We start from the raw sequence: 16737 nt of genomic DNA on the forward strand, positions 1-16737 counted from the left end.
TACGTCGGTCTCGAGATCGGTCATCGCAGGTGTCTCCAGTGCCGAGGATTCGCGTAAAGTAATCTATTGTAGTGTTGAGAATAGGTATGCCTGTCGGGCGTGTCAAACGTCGCCGCGGTCACCCCGACGCCAGGCGTGATAGCGCCCCAGCCACCGCAGTACCGTCTCCGATGCGTGCGCCTTCTTCCGCCAGGGTCACCATTCGCCCTCACGGTGCTGCCGATCACCGCCACATAAAGCAGGAAGAGCGCGCCTGAGGTGAGTGCCTGCTACTCGGCGGACAGGGCCTGGAAGGCCGCCCGCTGGGCTTGGAGGTAGTCGAGGGTGAGGTAGTGCTGCGCATCGAAGGCAAAGAACAGCGCCACGATGGCAGCGGTGGCAGCGACGAGAACAAGCTTGAGGTAGCTCATGATGGGTTGGCCTGCGGCTTTAGAGGACGTTGCCAACCGCTCGGTGGATTCAGGCGGGTAGTACTAGTTTGGTCGCAACGCTTGCCGTCACGCACCAGAGCACGACCCAGATAGCGGAGACGCGGCCGGTCGCCAGGAGGCTGAAGCCTATCAACGCAATGGCGGCATCGACGTGCGTTTCGATCCCTTGCAGCCCGATCGGGTCGTAGAGGGCTGCAGCCAGGAGCCCGACGACGGCGGCGTTCACCCCCGCGATGACCGCACCTGCGCCGTGAATCCCCGCAAGGCGCTCCCAGAGCGGCAGCAGGCCGGCGATCAGGAGGAGTCCGGGTAGGAAGATGGCGAGCAGCGCCAGGGTGCCGCCGAGGAGGGCGTTCTCGGCGGCCAGGGCGCCGAGGTAGGCGGCGAAGGTGAACATCGGTCCGGGGATCGCCTGCGCCGCCCCGTAGCCGGCGAGGAAGTCTTCGCTCTCGACCCAGCCCGTTGCCACCACGCTCTCCTGGAGGAGGGGCAGTACGACGTGGCCACCACCGAAGACGAGGGCGCCAGCCCGGTAGAACGCCTCGACAAGCGGCCACAGGCCGCCCGCCAGGGCCAGGAGCGGCAGTCCGATTAGCAGGACAGCGAAGGCGCCGACCAGCATCAGTCCAGTCCGAGGTCCGTAGCGCAGCGACCACATCCCCGGCTCAGGGGAGGCGACCTGCCGGCACAGCCACAACCCCGCGAGCCCGCCGGCAGCGACCACCAGGAGTTGCATCCAGGCGCTTCCGGCAAGCAGAAGGATGGCGCCGGAGGATCCGGCGATCAGGATGCGCGGCGCGTCTGGGCAGAGCTGCCGGCCCATACCCAGCACGGCATGGGCGACGATGGTCACGGCGACAAGCTTGAGCCCACTCAGGGCGCCCTCTGCCCACGGCCCCTCGAGGTACGGGTACACACCGGCCAGGGCGAGCAGGAGCAGCGCAGAGGGCAGGGTGAATGCGATGAAAGCGGCGATGCCGCCCGGCCAGCCGGCACGCAGGATGCCCAGGGCGAAGCCAAGCTGACTGCTCGCCGGCCCGGGCAGGAATTGGCACAGCGCCATGAGCTGGGCGTACTGCTCGTCGGTGAGCCAGCGTCGCCGCTCAACGAACTCCGTGCGGAAGTAGCCGAGATGGGCGATGGGCCCGCCGAACGCTGTTACGCCGAGCCGCAGGAAAGCGGTGAAGACCTCACGGGTGGATCCGGCCATTGGTGCCTGCGGCTGCTCCGCGTTCGCCTCGTCCTTGGATCTCTTTGCTATCGAAGACCCAGAGCAGCTGGAGATTGGTCGGGGGATCGAGGATCTGCGCTTCGGTGAACCAGTGCGTGTCACCGCTTTCTACCCTGGGCCAAGCTGAGCACCATGACGCTCAAGGTTGCTTTGAAGGAACGCATCGGTCTACTCCCTCCGATGGTAGATAGGCACTTCCTCAGGGCGGGGGGTGTCAGGTTGATCAGTCGGGCGATCAAAGCGAGCGATACATGATCAGCGCGTCGACGTGACCGTGAATCGGATGGCGGAAGGCGCCGGGCAGGCGGCCGACCACCGTCATGCCGTTGCGCTGCCAGGTGCGGATGGCCGACTCGTTGGTGGCGACGACCAGATTATACTGCATGGCTCGGAACCCGAACTGCGGTGCCATGCGCTGGGAGTGACGGCAAAGCGCTCCACCGATGCCTCGTCCGCGGGCGGGCTCGGCGACGATGTAGCCGCAGTTGCAGACATGGTCGCCAAGGCGCGGCTGATTGGGCTTGAGGTAGTAGGAGCCGACCAGGCCTAGGTGCTCGTCCTCGGCGATCCAGGTGGCGGTGGGTATTGTCACCCACAAGTGGTAGGCCTGCTCCTCGTCGAGTTCCGGTGAGAACGGGAAGGTTTCCCCGGCGCGCAGGACGGGCTCGATGACGGCCCAGACCTGAGGCCAGTCGTCATCGACAAACGGTCGGATAGTGAGTTCGCCGGCTGGGTCGGTCACGGGTTTTGGTGCTGGGTGCTAGTTATCGGCGAAAACGTCTTCGACTCGGTCGGCGTCTAGGATCCGGTCGAGTTTGCTCGAGAGCATGGCGGACCTCCGCCTCCGCGATGTTCCGATACACCCTGGCAATATACACCAGCAGTGGCATACACCAGCAGTGGCTGCTCCAGCGGATGCCCCGGTGGGAGGTCTCGGAGAATACGGACGAGGTCGTCTCGGCTCAGGTCGTCGGCGAAGGCCAAAGTGTAGGGATGTTCCGTATCGTGTGCGGTGTGGAGTCAACCCCCATCCGCCCTTGCCTCAACGATACGTTTTCTGCACAGGCCCGCCGGTTGACGCTGCTAACTGCTTGATCGCCGTGGCGGTGTTCATAACCTGTTGATTCGCCGCTTAGTGCGGGCTGGATAATCTCTGTCCAATCGACCTCGAAGCCGCTAATCGCCGCCAGCGGCGCGCCTTTCTTCACAGAGTTTTCCACAGGTTTTGTGGATAGGCTCAGTCAGGGCTACGGCCGCCACCTGAAGCCGTTGGCTTCGGATAGGTTCGATAGCACCACTCCGGAACCTGCTGATCCTGCTTGAGCCGGATGCGGCGCAGATCCAGGGCGGAGAAAACGCTGTCCAGATCATGCGACTGATCATCCCTCAGTCCGGGTAGCGTCGCGGCGGCCTCGCGCCGGAAACGCTCCGCGATGGTCGTTTCTGGTGCGCTTTGCCAGGCGCGCTCCCACCAGCGCTTCAAACGGTCCTCCGCATCCTGAAGGGTCGCCGCGTCCGGAAGTCTTGCCCCTTTGTTGCCATTGACCTGCGGGGTGGCTGGCACCAGGTTCCAGAGGTCATCGCAGGGCCATGCCGCCCAGGGAATGCAGTGGTCGACCTCGAAGGCGCTCTGCCTGAGAAGCCGACCGCTCCAGACACAGTGGATTGGTTCGCCAGCCTCGCGCAGCGCCTCGATGCGTTCGCGGGCAAGACGAACATCTCGTTGCGGCTCACGCCAGTCGAGGGCGTGTTCCATCACGGCCGGTGCCAACTGCCGCCCTTGCCGGTCGGCATAGTCGGCCATCAGGCGCTTCCATTCGGTGATCAGCGCCGGCTCCACCCAAACACTGAATCGCTGCAGGGCTCGCCAAAGCTCCAAAGGTATCCGGAAGACGCCATACTGCCAGAGGAACGGGGCATCGATGATGGCCTCGTCCTGCGCGCGGCTCGGGCGAGCGCGGCGGGCGTGGAAGACTTGGTCGCCGCCCGGAAAGGTCGTGTAGTGGGCGGGCATATTGCGGATGGTTTCGGCTGCCTCGCGCAGTGCCATGGACAGCGCCCGCGCCCGATCATCGGAGAAGCGCACGCCGATGCGCAATTCCTCGGGCGCCACGTCGAGGTCGAGGAGCTTGCGAAATCCGTCGCCGGCAAACCCGAGGCCACGCGGCGTACCGTCGTGGCGTGGCAGCTGCGGCAGGCGCTGACGGACCAGCGGCAGGAAGAGCCGGACCCAGATCATTGCCACAAGGCCCAGTGGTAGTTCGACGCGGCCGTCCCCGTCATCGTCATCACCGGGTGACCGCGCCAGCCCGTCCATGCCATCGGCGGCGCGACACGCACAGCGCAGCAGCGCCAGCTTGTAAGTGGCGCTCTTTTCGTCGTTCAGGATGATGTGCCGCAGCAGGGGCAGTGCCCCGGTGCCGTCGTCCGGTAGTCGGATGGCCACCTCGGCCCAGGAGACCTCCGGACGGCCCAGGGCATCGGCGCTCTCGCCGACGTGCTCGACGTACGCACCGTGTCCCGCGGCGAGCTGACGGAGTTCGGCTACCGAGACTGCACGCAGGCCGCGCTCCGGGGCCTCGGGGCCCAGGCGCAGCGTGAAGGCCAGCAGCCCGCCCGGCTTGAGCAGGGTAATGAGTTTGCGGAAGGCGCGGGCGCGTTGCCCCTCCGGTACGTGCATCCAGACTGCGCTGAGCAGGATGGCATCGAAGCACAGGCCTAGGCGGTGGACGTCCTCGAGCCCGGGGAGCTGGTCGTCAAGCCAGCGGATGCGCGGGTGGGGGTGGCGACGGGCGGCCTCGCCGCGCAGGGCTGCTGCTGGCTCGACGGCAACCACCTCGTGGCCGCGCTCGGCGAGCCAGGCGGCATCACGCCCGGAGCCGGCGCCGACGTCCAGGACAGTGCTATCGCCACCAGGTGGCAGACGGTAGATGAGCCAGTTGTGGACGTCCGGGAAGGAGAGGGACTCATAGTCGTCCGCAACATGCTCGGCGCGCTCGTGGTACCAGCGGATCGCCGGGTCCTGCTTGCTGTCCTGCATGCTGGGGGTGGCTCCTCAAGGCCGGTTCGGCTCTCCGTACTCTAATCAATGTGCCATGAGCCGCCGCATGTCGTCGCGAGTGCGTTCGTCTTCCACAGATTTTTCCATGGGTTCCAGGGAAACCGCCTTAGAGTGGGCCATCTTCCCGCGCGCCTATCAGTGCTTCTGCCGCAGCCTCACGGGGCAGCTCCCGCCGGCTGCCGTTGGACCCCACCACCTCAAAGCGCTCGCCGTCGAGGTAGTGCGCCCGGCGTCCCGCGACGTGGAAGGCGACCCGAGCGCGCCGGCCCGCGGCGGCGGGATCCCGCGGCGGCAAGGCCCGGAGCTCGAGATCGGCGCCCCGCGCCCGAAGCGCCTCGTACAGGGCCCATTCCGGGGCAGACTCCAGGAGGAGCTCGGTAATGTTGCGGGCGCGCTGGAAGGCGAGCCGGGAAGACCAACGGTTGGTGGAGAAGCGCTGCCCGCGACCACCGTCGCGGTTGATGATCGGTGCCTCCAGCGCCTGGAGCGGCCCCAGGTGGTAGAGCACCTGCAGCTTGTCAGCGCCCCGCCGGGTAGGCCAGGGCGTAGCGATCTGCTCGCGGGGAAGGACCTCGATGCCCGTCACTTCCGCCCAGTGGATGACCGCCCCCGGCTCGTCCCCAGGCCGTACCGAGGCGGGCGTGTAGAAGGCCACGATCCCGGCCTGATGCTGGCGCGCCTGGCTGGGCGTCCACGGCGTGTAGTAGCGCTGGGCGCGGGCGATCCAGTCGAGGTGCGCCCGCTCTTCCTGCGGGCGCAGGACCGCAACCAGCACCACCTCCGCCGCAAGCCGGTGCCAAGCGTGGCGCTGGCGCTCCGCGCTGTGGGGGACAACGGCCTCTGCCGTGCGCCAGCCGGAGCGCTGGAGTACGTGGTGCAGCCACTGCCGGACCCAGTGGGTGGAGCCGGGCAGGAAGGGTAGGGCGCCGACCCCAAGGCGCTCCAGGCCCTGCCAAAGGCGCGTCTGGCCGAAGTCCGCCGCTCCGTCCGCATCGAGCGGGTAGAGAGCAGCCCCCTCAATCACGGTCCGCTGCGCCGTCGGGCGACCCTGGTCGGCAGAGCCCCCAATGCCCGAGCGCTCCGCTCCTAAGGGGTGGCCTGCGCCTGAGCCCTCCTGCTCCAGGATGGCATCACGGTAGCGGTGGAGGACGTTGACGGCGTCGGCAGGCGGGCTGGCGGCGCCGAGGCGCTCGCGGGTCGCGGCATCGTCTTCGACCCGGTACTTGGCGTCTAGGACCAGACGCACTGTAGGCCACGCCGGATCCCTGAGCGTCAGGGCGAAATCCGGTTGCTGGGGGAGGAAAGTGCCCCCGTCCCGGAAACTCGGGTTATAGACCACCTCCAGGCGGCGTTCGCCCGGGAGGTCAAAGGGCACCGTATGCTTGCGGCCCCGGGCCAGGCGCACTCTCAGGCCGTCCGCCTGTACGGTCAGGAGCCGCTCGGGCGGGATGGGCTGCTCGAGCACCTCGGCGACGGTGCGCAGCAGGGCCAGGAAGCACCAGTACTCATAGAGCTGATGGATGTCCTTGACCGAGAGCTCCATTGGTCCACCGCGGATGCTGATGCCTTGGCGCAGGGTGAGCAGGACCTGGTAGGCCTCTTTGTAGCCCGGTGATCCCTGCAGCCGGAGGGAGGCAAACCCGGGCGGGGGTGGGCCGCCGGCCTCGGCGAGTGGCTCCAGGCGCTCCAGGGTGGCGATGCGACGCTCCAGCGCCGCGAGCTCGGCCAGGGCCTGGCAGTCGCGCTGGGCGCCGCCGGAGCCCGCGTGATGGCCCTGGCGCTGCCGATGGCGCTCGTCCTGGACGATCTGGGCCAGCTGCTGACGGATCCGCCGCAGCTGCTGTGCCAGCCAACGGTGCTCCGGGGTATCCAGCGAGGGCACGGGGCGCTGCTCCGGCACGCGCTGTCGGGCTGGTAGGCCTCCCTGGACCTGGCCTGCCCAACCGCCTTGGCCGCGGCCGGTTCGCAAGGCCCGGCGCACCCGGTTATCCGGCCGACGCACCGCCTCGGCACGAACCGGACGGTCCCGGCGCTGCAGGCTGCGCACCGGGTGTTGCGCGACGTGATGCAGGGCCTGTTCCAGCTGGCCCACAAGGTGCCGGAGCAGGGCCAGCCACTCCAGCCGGCCGCTGGGGCGGTGGCGCGCGGTGGCGCTGCCGTAGTGGGTGGCGCGCAGGTACTCCAGCGCCAGCCCGGCGGCGAAGGCGTGGACCTCCTCGCGCATGGCGACGTAGTCGGCGCGGTAGGCCATTTTCGTCGGGAAGACCTCCACCTCCAGGTCGAGCTCCGGCTTGCCGTCGACCCGGACACTGAAGCGGCTCAGCCCGACCTGGCCGCCGAAGTTGATATGGCCGTAGGCCTGCGCCCTGCCGGGTGCGGCGTGGAGATGAGTGAGGAGCGCGGGATCGCGGTGGCTGAGTTCGACGCGCTCGCCGTGGTAGCTGCTGAGCCACAGGTCGTAGGCCGTCTCCTCGTGCAGGGGTGGGCCCGCGGTCTCCGCCGGGTCCCGCGCTACGGCGTCCGATACGCCGGCGCGCGCCGTGCCTGGTCTCAGGGTGAGGTCCCGCCGCTGGGGCCAGATCCGCAACGCCCCCGTCGGCCCCTTGGCGTGCTCCGGCAAGGGGCCGCTGAGGATGAGCGTCACGCGGTCCGTCTCGATGCGGAAGAGCTCGGCCACAGCTCAGAGCCAGTACGAGGTGAAGCCTTCGGCCGTCAGCCGGTCCCACATCAGGCACGCCCGTGCCGCGAGCCCCGGGTAGCGGGCGCCGGCGATCCGGCCGGGCCGGCCGGTCTCCGCCCAACGCTCCAGGAGGTCGCGGGCGTCCTCCTCCTCGGTCCATGGCGTGCCACGATAAGCCCAGCCGAGGATGCCAATCAGGACCCGCTGGATGCTGGCGCTGCCGCCAACGATGCGCGGCAGGATCTTCATCTGTAGGGCCAAGTCGAGAGGCTCCACCGGCTCGTCCTCTCCGTTGCGGAAGAAGGAGCGGAGGGCCTCGGCGTGCAGGACGAAGAGCGCGAGCTCGTCGCGGGTGCGGTAGCCGACCTGGAGCTGGGCCTGGGCGAGGATGCGGTTGAGCGCGACCAGCTCGTCGATGGCCTCCTGGATCCGGTGCCGCTCCGCCGCGGTCAGGCCATCCAGATCGGCGAGGCGGGCGGCCCGCGGCTGCCAGGCGCTGACCGGCCACGGCTGGGGGTGCGGGGCCTCGCCCTGGGCCTCAGGCGCCCAGCGCTCGAGCGCCACCTCGGAGAGCTCCAGGGTGAAGGCGCGGTCCAGGACTTTGCGGGAGAAGCCGTGCGCGCTCTCGTCCATGTTGACCGTCCCCACCAGGGCCAGGTTGGCCGGCAGGTGGACTTGCTGCCACTCGGCATCGTGTGCCGGAAGCGTCCCCTGAAGGAGCGGGGTGCTGGCGTAGCCACCCCCGGCGGCGGGGCGGCGGTCCTCGATGCGGCTGAGGACCTCCGCGAAGTAGTGCTCCACGCGTGCAAGGTTCATCTCGTCGAGGATCGCGACCTCGTGGGCGTCGTCGGCCCCCATGGCACGGTGGGCGACCTCCAGCAGCGCCCCCGGCCGGAAGGTGCCCTGCAGGTCGGTGTAGCCGAGGACGTCGGCGCTGTCGGTCCAGTCCGGCCGGACGGGGATGAGTTCGGCGCTGCCGCCGGTGTACTCCGCTACCAGGCGGGGCAGCTTGGATTTGCCGGTGCCGGTGATGCCGGCGAGGATGACGAACGGCTTGGTGCGCAGGGCCGTCACGTACTGCGCCAGCTGCCAGTCGGGGAAGATGAAGCCTTCGGCCTGGATCCGGTCGCGCAGCTCCTGGAAACCGGTGGCTAGCTCGAAGTGGGTGCTTGGCTGAGGTGGAGGGTCTGGATCCTCCGTCGTGGCAGGCTCCGCCGGGCTCTCCACCAGGGTGCGGCGCAGGTCGGAGCTCATGTAGGCCTCGTAGGCGTCCAAGAGCGCCTCCAAGTCGGCGAAGAGGACCTCGTCGTCCGGCAGGTCGCCCGCCTCGTAGAGCCTATAGGCGATGGTGGAGTGCTCGTAGGCCTTGCCGAGGTTGCCCTGGGTGCGCAAGTCGATGGTGCTATCGGTCCGGAAAGCCGATGCGGTCTCAGGCAGGAGCTCCGCGAGTTGCCCGGCGCGGCGTCTCAGGACCGAGCGGGCCTCCTGCGTGCCGTGTTGCCGCTGGAGATCGGTCACCCCCTGATTGAAGGTCAGATAGACCCCGCTCATATCCTCCCGGAAGAGGTAGACGACGTAGACACCGTGCTGCGTGGTGTTCGTCTCCCGCTCGTCGAGGAATGCCAGCCACGGCACCCGCGCCCAGTTGCCGCGGCCCACCGACCAAGTGATCTGGACCGAGGGGTGCTGCTGGACGACCGGGTGCGCCTCGAGGAGCCGCTGCAGCTGCTCGAACGCCTGCCAGACCGGATGCTCCTTGCCGAAAGACTCGCTCTTCCGGGCGTTGTTGTAGTTGGCCAGGATGGTGGCGAGAAATTCTTGAAGGCTGGTAGGTGGGTACGGCGGGGTGGCCATGATATCCAAGCTTTTCTGCGTTGTGTGTGTGACCTCTGCTCCTGCGGTCTGATCGTACCAGGAAGGCCAGCTGTAAGCCGTTTTAGGCGTAGAGCCTGGTCTCATAGCGGAAAGCTGGTGGGCTCTTGGACGCTGATGTTCGCGTGTGGCTCGTGACAACGGACGCGAAGACTATAAGATGGCGCCGTGGTCTTCGGCGCACTACTTCCGTTAGGCGGCACCGGAGAGGCAAAGGGATACAATTGCGTTCGATGGTCATAGGATGACCCTGGGGAATTGCTCATGAGTCCAGTTGCGGCCACCCTCACCTGGCTCGACCTCACCAGCACCGACCGTAATCAGGTCCGGCAGATCCTCGACCTCTTTGAGGAGCAAGGCACCGTGGACGAGCTGGGCTTGGGCACCGTCCGGGACTTCTTCTCGGATACGCTGTTCCCCGGCACGTCCACGCTGCACACGCGGCTGCGCTACGTGCTCTTCATCCCGTGGGTCTATCGGCGGCTCGAGGCGCGGCACCGGCAGGTCCAGGACATTGACGCCGAGGCGCGCGAGCAGGAGATCCGCGTCATCGACGCGCTCCGCAGCGGCGGGGAGGAGGAGGGTGTCATCGGCGGCCACGCCCGGGAGCGGCTGGCCCGCCTGCCGAGCCAGGCGTACTGGTCGGCGCTGGCGCGGTGGGGCCTCTTCTGCCCCCGCCAAAGCCAGGGGTGGTACCACCATCGCTTCCACAGGCTGGCCGGTCGCCGCGAGCGCACGGCGGACGAGCCCCTGGAGGCGGAGGAGCCGGTCCGCACCTGGCACCCGCAGCTGCCCGAGCCGCCCGAGGACTGGCTCCAGGCCACCACGTTCGCCCTGACCGGCGAGGAGGCGGCGTTCCTGCGGGACCGCATCGAGTGCGCCGTCCCCGATAGCCTGCTGGCCTATCTCGCCCGTGAGGGCAACGCCGGGCTCGTCGACACCCAATTTTCATGGGAAGTGCCAGAGGTGGGCCAGGCGCCTGAGCACCTGCAGCAGCTGGTGGCGGCGGCGCGCCGCTTCTCCCTGCACGTGGAGGGGGCCACGCTGCTCTACAACCTCCAGCTCGCCGAGCTCCGGCGGGACCGCCACGGCGATCCCCAGGGCGTGGACCAGGGCCACATCGACACCTACCGCGAACGCTTGGCGGTGTGGGCCGGCCAGGAGGCCGAGGAGACGCCGTTCGACCCCCAGGCGCTGTGGGCGCAGGCCGCCCGGCACCGGGTCGTCCTCCGGCAGCCTCTCAGGCGCTTCGTCGAGAGTTGGTCCGAGGTCATCAACAGCCACGGCGCGGCGGCGGTTGCGGACAGCCAGCGGCTCCGGGAGCTTATCGCCTCGCGCGAGCGGGCGCTCAAGGGGCCACGGGCCCGGGTCGTCAACACCAACCGCCTGGACCAGTGGCGGGGCAGCGCCGGCCTGGGCCGGCTCGATTATCGCTGGCCCGACGTCCGCAGGCTGCTGGCGGATCTCCACGAGGGGCTGGGGCGCTGATGCTCTCGCCCGACGCCCGCCAGGTGGCCACCGAGGTCCTGCGCCCGCCCGCCGGCTACACCCTGGACCGCACGGTGCTGACCAGCTACAGCCTGGACCTGGAGGTGGTCCTGGCGCTGCCGCTGGCCGTGCTGGCGCAGTCCGACCGGGGCGTGGAGGAGCTGCTGGAGGATCCGCTGCTGCTCCTCGAGGCGCTGCGCGAGGCCTCCGGCCGGGTGCAGGTCTTCGTCGACGCGTCCGGCATCGCCCTGCCACGGGTGCAGCGCGAGCTCTACGCCGCCCTGGAGGCCAGCGTCCACCCGGTGCGCGCCCCGGGCCAGGGCGTCTTCCACCCCAAGGTGTGGGTGGCGCGTTTCACCGGGGAGCAGGACGGCCGGGTCCTGCTGCGTGTCGCCGTCGCCTCCCGCAACCTCACCTTCGACCGCTCCTGGGACGTCGCCCTGGTCAGCGAGGCCGAGCCGGGGGCGGAGGCCGAGCCGGGCTCGGAGCCCCTCGCTGCGCTGGTCCGCGATCTGCCAGGGCTGGCGGTCCAGCCGCTCGCGCGCCCGCTGACGGAGGGCCAGGCGAGCCTCGCCGAGGAGCTGGGCCGCACCCGCTTCCCGGCGCCGGAGGGCTTTGATGGCGCCATCAACTTCCATGTCCTCGGCCTCGGGGGCCCGGGTGGGGCGCCGTGGCGGCCGGTCACCGAGGCCGACCGCGTGCTCGCCGTAGCGCCGTTCGTGGACCGGCATGGCCTCGACACCCTGGCGGCGAGCGGCGCCGGCTCGCTGGCCCTGATCGGCTGCGACGAGGCCCTGGACGCGCTGCCCGAGGGCACCCTGGCGCCTTGGGAGGACGTCCAGGTCCTCCAGGAGACGGCCCTGGAGGAGCCGCAGGAGGACACAGGCCGCCGGCCCGCCGGGCTCCACGCCAAGCTCATCGCCGCCGAGCGTGGCGGCCGCGCCCACTGGTGGGTCGGCTCCGCGAACCTCACCCACGCCGCCCTCAGCGGCCGCAATGTCGAGGTCCTGGCCAGCCTGGCCGGGGAGGCCGGCTCCGCCGAGGCCGAGCACGGCGTGGGCATCGACCGCTTCCGCGCGGGCCTCGACAAGCTCTGCACCCCGTACGAGCCCGGGGAGGCGCCGGCGGACGGCGAGGCCGAGGCGCGACGGGCCCTGGAGCGTGCCCGGGATGAGCTGCTCCAGGCGGACCTGGCGGTCCACTGCGAGGCCTATGGTTCTGAGTGGCGCTGGCGGTTGGCCGGGGAGCTGCCCGAGCCAGAGGGTGTGGCCATCGACCTCTGGCCGGTCACGCTGCCCTTGGAGCAGGCCCGCACCTGGCCCGCGGAGCCGGCGTGGACCCTGCCGCTGGAGCGGCTGACCGCCTTCGTCGCCTTCCGGCTGCGGGGCGAAGAGGGCGCCGATCCGGTCACCGGGGTGGCCAAGCTCCCGGCCCACGGCCTGCCGGAGGAGCGTATGCGCCGCATCCTGCGCACCGTGATCAACACCCCGGAGCGCCTCCTCGCCTTCCTCCGCGCCCTGCTCGGCGGCCTGGACGAGCTCATGGAGGGGGTCGGGGAGGGCGCTACGGCGGATCCCGATTCCCTGGGGCGGGGCCGGGCGCTGGAGGCGGAGACCCTGCTGGAGGATCTGCTGCGCACCGCGGCCCGGGATCCGGAGCGGCTGGACGTCGTCCGGCACGTGATCACCGACCTGATGGCGGACGAGGAGGGCCGCGCGGTGGTGCCGGAGCAGGTCCGGGCCATCTGGCGGGCCGTGGATGAGGCGCTGCAGGGGGAGGCCCGGCGATGACCCGCCCGGATCCGGAGGCCATCATCGCGCCCCTCAAGACCTTCCAGCGCCGCACCGTGGAGCACGCCTTTCAGCGGCTGTTCACGGCGCCGGACAGCACCCACCGCTTCCTCGTCGCCGACGAGGTGGGCCTGGGCAAGACGCTGGTGGCGCGCGGCATCGTCGCCCGGGCCCTGGATCATCTGTGGGACCGGCAGGAGCGCATCGATGTCCTCTACATTTGCAGCAACCAGAACATCGGCCGCTCCAATCTCCCCAAGCTCCAGGTGACCGGCGAGGCCGAGGACGCCCAGGCCCGGCCCACGCGGCTGACCATGCTCGCCACCGAGCTGGCCGGCGGCGCGCAGGGCGGGGGGCTGGCGGCCCGCAAGGTCAACTTCATCAGCTTCACGCCGGGGACGTCCTTCAACATGGGCGATGCCGCCGGCAAGGCGGAGGAGCGCAAGGTCCTCTTCCAGCTCCTCGACCGGCTGGTGGCGCGGCGGGAGGGGCTGATGAACCTGCTCCAGGGCTGGATCCAGGATGCGGGGCGCTGGCGGGGGATGCTGGCGGAGCCGCTGCCGCTGGAGCCGGAGATCACCCGGCGCTTCCAGGAGCGCCTGAGGGAGGATCCGGCGCTGCTCGGCGAGCTGGAGGCGGCCATCGAGCGCTGGTTCCTGCAGGCGCTCGACGCCTATCCGCAGGAGGCGCGCCAGGCCCGCAACCGCCTCATCGGGCGCCTGCGCTACCGCCTGGCGGAGGTCTGCATCGAGGCCCTGGAGCCGGGCCTGGTCATCCTCGACGAGTTCCAGCGCTTCAAGGACCTGGTCAACCAGGACGAGGCCGGCCGCTCGCAGGCCACCGCGCTCGCCTGGCGGCTGCTGCAGACGCGCCAGGCCTCCGGCCGGCCGGTGCGGACCCTACTCCTGTCGGCCACGCCGTACAAGTTCTACACCCGCGATCCGGAGGCGGAGGGCGAGGACCACTACGCCGACTTCCTGGCCACCACGCGCTTCCTCCTCGACTACGACGAGCGGCGCGTGGTGGCGCTCCGGGAGGCGCTGGGCCGGTTCAGCACCGAGCTGCGCCGCGCCGCCGCCGGTCAGGGCCACGATGTGCCCAGCGCCCGAGCGGCCGTGGAGGGGCATCTGAAGGCGATCATGGCGCGCACCGAGCGGGTGGCCGGCAGCGCCGACGCCGATGCCATGATCGCCTCCTCCGGTGGCGGACAGCTGGAGATCCAGCCTGTGGACGTTCGCCAGTACCTGGCCGCCGAGGCCTGGTTCCGCTCCGCCGGGGCGCGCGATCCCATGACCTACTGGAAGGCGGCCCCCTACCTGCCGCATTTCATGCAGGGCTACCAGGTCAACGAGCAGGTCCGGACCGCCCAGGACCAGGACCCGGAGGCGCTCCGGGAGGTGCTGGCGCGGTACGCCGACGCCTTCCTCGACCGTGAGGACCTGCGCTCCTGGGAGCAGCTGGACCCGGGTCACGCCAAGCTGAGGGAGGTGGTCCGGGAGCAGCTGGATACCGGGCTCTGGCGGCTGCTGTGGATGCCGCCCTCCCTGCCGTACTGGCCGCTGGACGGACCCTTCGCGGGGCAGGAGGAGCGGACCAAGACGCTGCTCTTCTCGGCCTGGCACTTCGTTCCCGATGTGGTCAGCGCCGTGCTCAGCTACGAGGCGGAGCGGCGGATGCTCACCGGGCAGAGCACCGCTTACGAGGACCAGCCCAAGGAGCTCCTGCAGCTGCCGGCGAAGGAGGAGATCCGGCGCCGCCACCGGCTGCTGTTGCTGCTGCTGCCTAGCACGCGGCTGGCAGACGCGGTGCACCCGCTCTCTGCGCTGGCGGGCCGGGATGCACGAGCGTGGGCGCGGGAACGGGTCGCGGAGTTGCTGGCCGAGGTGGCGGACGTGGGGGATCCGGAGGCGCCGGAGGATCCCCGCTGGCAGTACATGGCGCCGCTGCTCCTCGATTCGGGGCTGCGGGCGTTCCTGGAGCACTGGCGCTCGGCCCGGGCGGACGACGTGGCGCGGCCCAAGGCGGAGAGCTTCCCCGACTACCTCGAGGACCTGCTGACGCTCGATACCGCCTCGCTGGGCCGCCAGCCGGAGGGCCTGGTGGACCTGGTCACGGACCTGGCGCTCGGCGCCCCGGGAGTGGTGGCGGCCCGGACGCTAGGCAGCGCCGGGCTGGACGACGTTACCCGCCGCGCCCTGGCGGCCCGGATCGCCATGGCGTTCTGGCGTCTGTTCAACCGGCCCCCGGTCATCGGGCTGCTGCATCAGCTCTACGGCCGCGGGGGCGGTGAGGAGGGTGGCGCCTACTGGCGGCGCGTGATGCAGTACGCCGTGGCCGGCAACCTCCAGGCGGTCCTGGACGAGGCCTGGCACTTGGCCTGGGAGCAGCACGGCTGGGCCGAGGGCGCCTCGGCGGAGGCGGTGGCCCGCAGCTGTGCCGAGGAGCTCGCCGCCCATATCGAGCCGCGTCCGTCGCGCGTTCACGTCCAGTTCCCGGAGTGCGATGGCCGGGGCGGCGTGGCCTGGTCGGAGCTGCGCATCCGCACCGTCTTCGCCCAGCGCTTCGGCGACCAGCGCACCGAGGAGGGGCGGCTCAGTCAGGACGAGGTCCGGGCCGCCTTCAACAGCCCCTTCCGCCCCTTCGTGCTCACCAGCACCTCCATCGGCCAAGAGGGATTGGACTTTCACCCCTGGTGCCACCGGCTGGTGCACTGGAATTTGCCGAGCAACCCGGTGGACCTGGAGCAGCGTGAGGGCCGCATCCACCGCTACAAGGGCCACGCCGTGCGCCGCAACGTCGCGGCGCGCTTCCGCGAACAGGCCTTGGAAGGCTGGGCGCCCGGCCGGGACCTGTGGATGTTGCTCTTCGCCGTCGCGGACCAGAGGGCCCGCGAGGATGCCGCCGACGACTTGGTGCCGTACTGGATCGCGCCCGGTCCTTATCGGATTCAGCGTCGCGTGCCGACCCTCCCTTACACGAGGGAGGTGGCCGCCTTCGAGCGCCTCAAGCACCAGCTGGCCACGTACCGCCTCGCCTTCGGCCAGCCGCGCCAGGAGGAACTGTTGGTCTTACTGGGGCAGGCGGAGATAAGTCGGGAAGAGCTGGAGCGCTGGACGGTTCGTTTGCGGCCCAGCTGAATCTCGCTAGCGGCGCACATCGTAGGGTTTGCCCCCACCCCGGCTTCCGGCTCGCCACCGGGTCAGCGTCCAGAGCACCGGATAGGCCGGAGGCTTTACCGGTGTCGGCCCGAAGCCGTCGGTCATCATCACCAGCAGCGCCGTGGGCGGTGTGTCCTGGAGGTGCTCGAAGGGAGCGCGCAGGGTAGATCGCGCCCCATGCGCTTCTGCCCTAGCCGGAGCGGGTTGTCTGGTGCCCAAGGGGCGGGTTGGCATGTCGCCAATGAACCGCGCAGGAGGCTCCCATGACGCATCACGCGAGCGGCCATGCCCTGATCCTTGTTGATACGGACTACGAGGATCTCGAACTCCAGTACCCGAAGTACCGCCTCATTGAGGCGGGCCTGGGGGTAACGGTTGCCGGGCCCAGGGCTGGGGAGCGTTATCTTGGCAAGCATGGCTATCCGCAGACCGCCGATATCGAGTTGTCGAATGCCGACCCGGGGCAATTCGATGTGCTGGTCATCCCCGGAGGTTGGGCACCCGACAAGCTGCGCCGGTCCGAGATCGTCAGAGCGCTGACGGCTCGCATGTCGGAGGCTGGCAAAGTGGTCGCTTCAATCTGCCACGGACCGTGGGTGACTATCTCGGCGGGCGTGGTGGCGGGGCGAACCTATACCAGCTCACCGGCCTTAATCGATGACTTGCGCAACGCAGGGGCCCACTGGGTCGATCAGGAGGTGGCCGTGGATGGGGGGCACATCAGCAGTCGCCGGCCGGACGACCTGCCCGCGTTCTGTGCTGCTTTACTGAGGGTCGTCGAGGGGCGATAGCACGGTGGCCCGGTGACCTGCGCCGTGGTTCATTGGGCACATCCTGTATTGATCAGGAATCGGACCGGTCCGGTTGACAACCGCGCCGAGTGCAGTAACTGGACGGCGCGCTTCTGCACAAGCGAGCCAGAAAGCCTTTATAACCCTCTGATCAGTGGAGGGATGTTCATAAGGTTCTGATTTGTCGAAGTTTTGCCGCTGGCCAAAGTTTGCCCAAACGACCTCAAAGACGCTT

Annotated in this window: 10 protein-coding genes; 4 read left to right on the plus strand and 6 right to left on the minus strand. The window is 69.4% G+C overall.

What is annotated here, in order from left to right:
• Window positions 1-269: 269 nt before the first annotated feature.
• From LRG07_RS12440 to LRG07_RS12465, 6 genes are all read right to left on the minus strand, one after another.
• A complete protein-coding gene (locus tag LRG07_RS12440; RefSeq protein WP_238635499.1) occupies window positions 270-410 on the minus strand; it encodes a hypothetical protein in 141 nt (46 codons plus the stop codon).
• 49 nt (window positions 411-459) lie between these two features.
• The gene (gene chrA / locus LRG07_RS12445) at window positions 460-1641 is read right to left on the minus strand and encodes a chromate efflux transporter (RefSeq protein WP_238635498.1); all 1182 of its coding nucleotides are present in this window, start codon (window positions 1639-1641) and stop codon (window positions 460-462) included.
• A 256-nt stretch (window positions 1642-1897) separates the two neighbouring features.
• Entirely contained in the window at window positions 1898-2404 is a 507-nt protein-coding gene (locus LRG07_RS12450) for a GNAT family N-acetyltransferase (protein ID WP_238635497.1), read from the minus strand.
• A gap of 495 nt (window positions 2405-2899) precedes the next feature.
• A complete protein-coding gene (locus LRG07_RS12455; protein ID WP_238642525.1) occupies window positions 2900-4702 on the minus strand; it encodes a methyltransferase domain-containing protein in 1803 nt (600 codons plus the stop codon).
• Between the two features lie 127 nt (window positions 4703-4829).
• On the minus strand, window positions 4830-7400 hold the full coding sequence (locus tag LRG07_RS12460; protein WP_238637139.1) for a DUF2357 domain-containing protein: 2571 nt from the start codon (window positions 7398-7400) through the stop codon (window positions 4830-4832).
• A 3-nt stretch (window positions 7401-7403) separates the two neighbouring features.
• The gene (locus LRG07_RS12465) at window positions 7404-9257 is read right to left on the minus strand and encodes an MrcB family domain-containing protein (protein ID WP_238642527.1); all 1854 of its coding nucleotides are present in this window, start codon (window positions 9255-9257) and stop codon (window positions 7404-7406) included.
• A 282-nt stretch (window positions 9258-9539) separates the two neighbouring features.
• Here LRG07_RS12465 and LRG07_RS12470 point away from each other — a divergent pair, with 282 nt between their 5' ends.
• The 4 genes from LRG07_RS12470 (at window position 9540) to LRG07_RS12485 (ending at window position 16502) form a co-directional block, all read left to right on the plus strand.
• Window positions 9540-10763: a DUF6361 family protein gene (locus tag LRG07_RS12470; protein WP_238642529.1), complete on the plus strand. Its 1224-nt coding sequence runs from the start codon at window positions 9540-9542 to the stop codon at window positions 10761-10763.
• Window positions 10763-12553 carry a phospholipase D family protein gene (locus tag LRG07_RS12475; RefSeq protein WP_201173580.1) on the plus strand — a complete coding sequence of 597 codons (1791 nt, stop codon included), beginning with the start codon at window positions 10763-10765 and terminating at the stop codon, window positions 12551-12553. Before LRG07_RS12470 ends, LRG07_RS12475 begins: the two co-directional genes overlap by 1 nt.
• On the plus strand, window positions 12550-15690 hold the full coding sequence (locus tag LRG07_RS12480; protein WP_238642531.1) for a helicase-related protein: 3141 nt from the start codon (window positions 12550-12552) through the stop codon (window positions 15688-15690). Before LRG07_RS12475 ends, LRG07_RS12480 begins: the two co-directional genes overlap by 4 nt.
• A 284-nt stretch (window positions 15691-15974) precedes the next feature.
• Window positions 15975-16502: a type 1 glutamine amidotransferase domain-containing protein gene (locus tag LRG07_RS12485; RefSeq protein WP_201173588.1), complete on the plus strand. Its 528-nt coding sequence runs from the start codon at window positions 15975-15977 to the stop codon at window positions 16500-16502.
• Window positions 16503-16737: the final 235 nt, after the last annotated feature.

The sequence above is a fragment of the Halorhodospira sp. 9622 genome (assembly GCF_022228025.1).
Classification (GTDB): Bacteria; Pseudomonadota; Gammaproteobacteria; order Nitrococcales; family Halorhodospiraceae; genus Halorhodospira; species Halorhodospira halophila_A.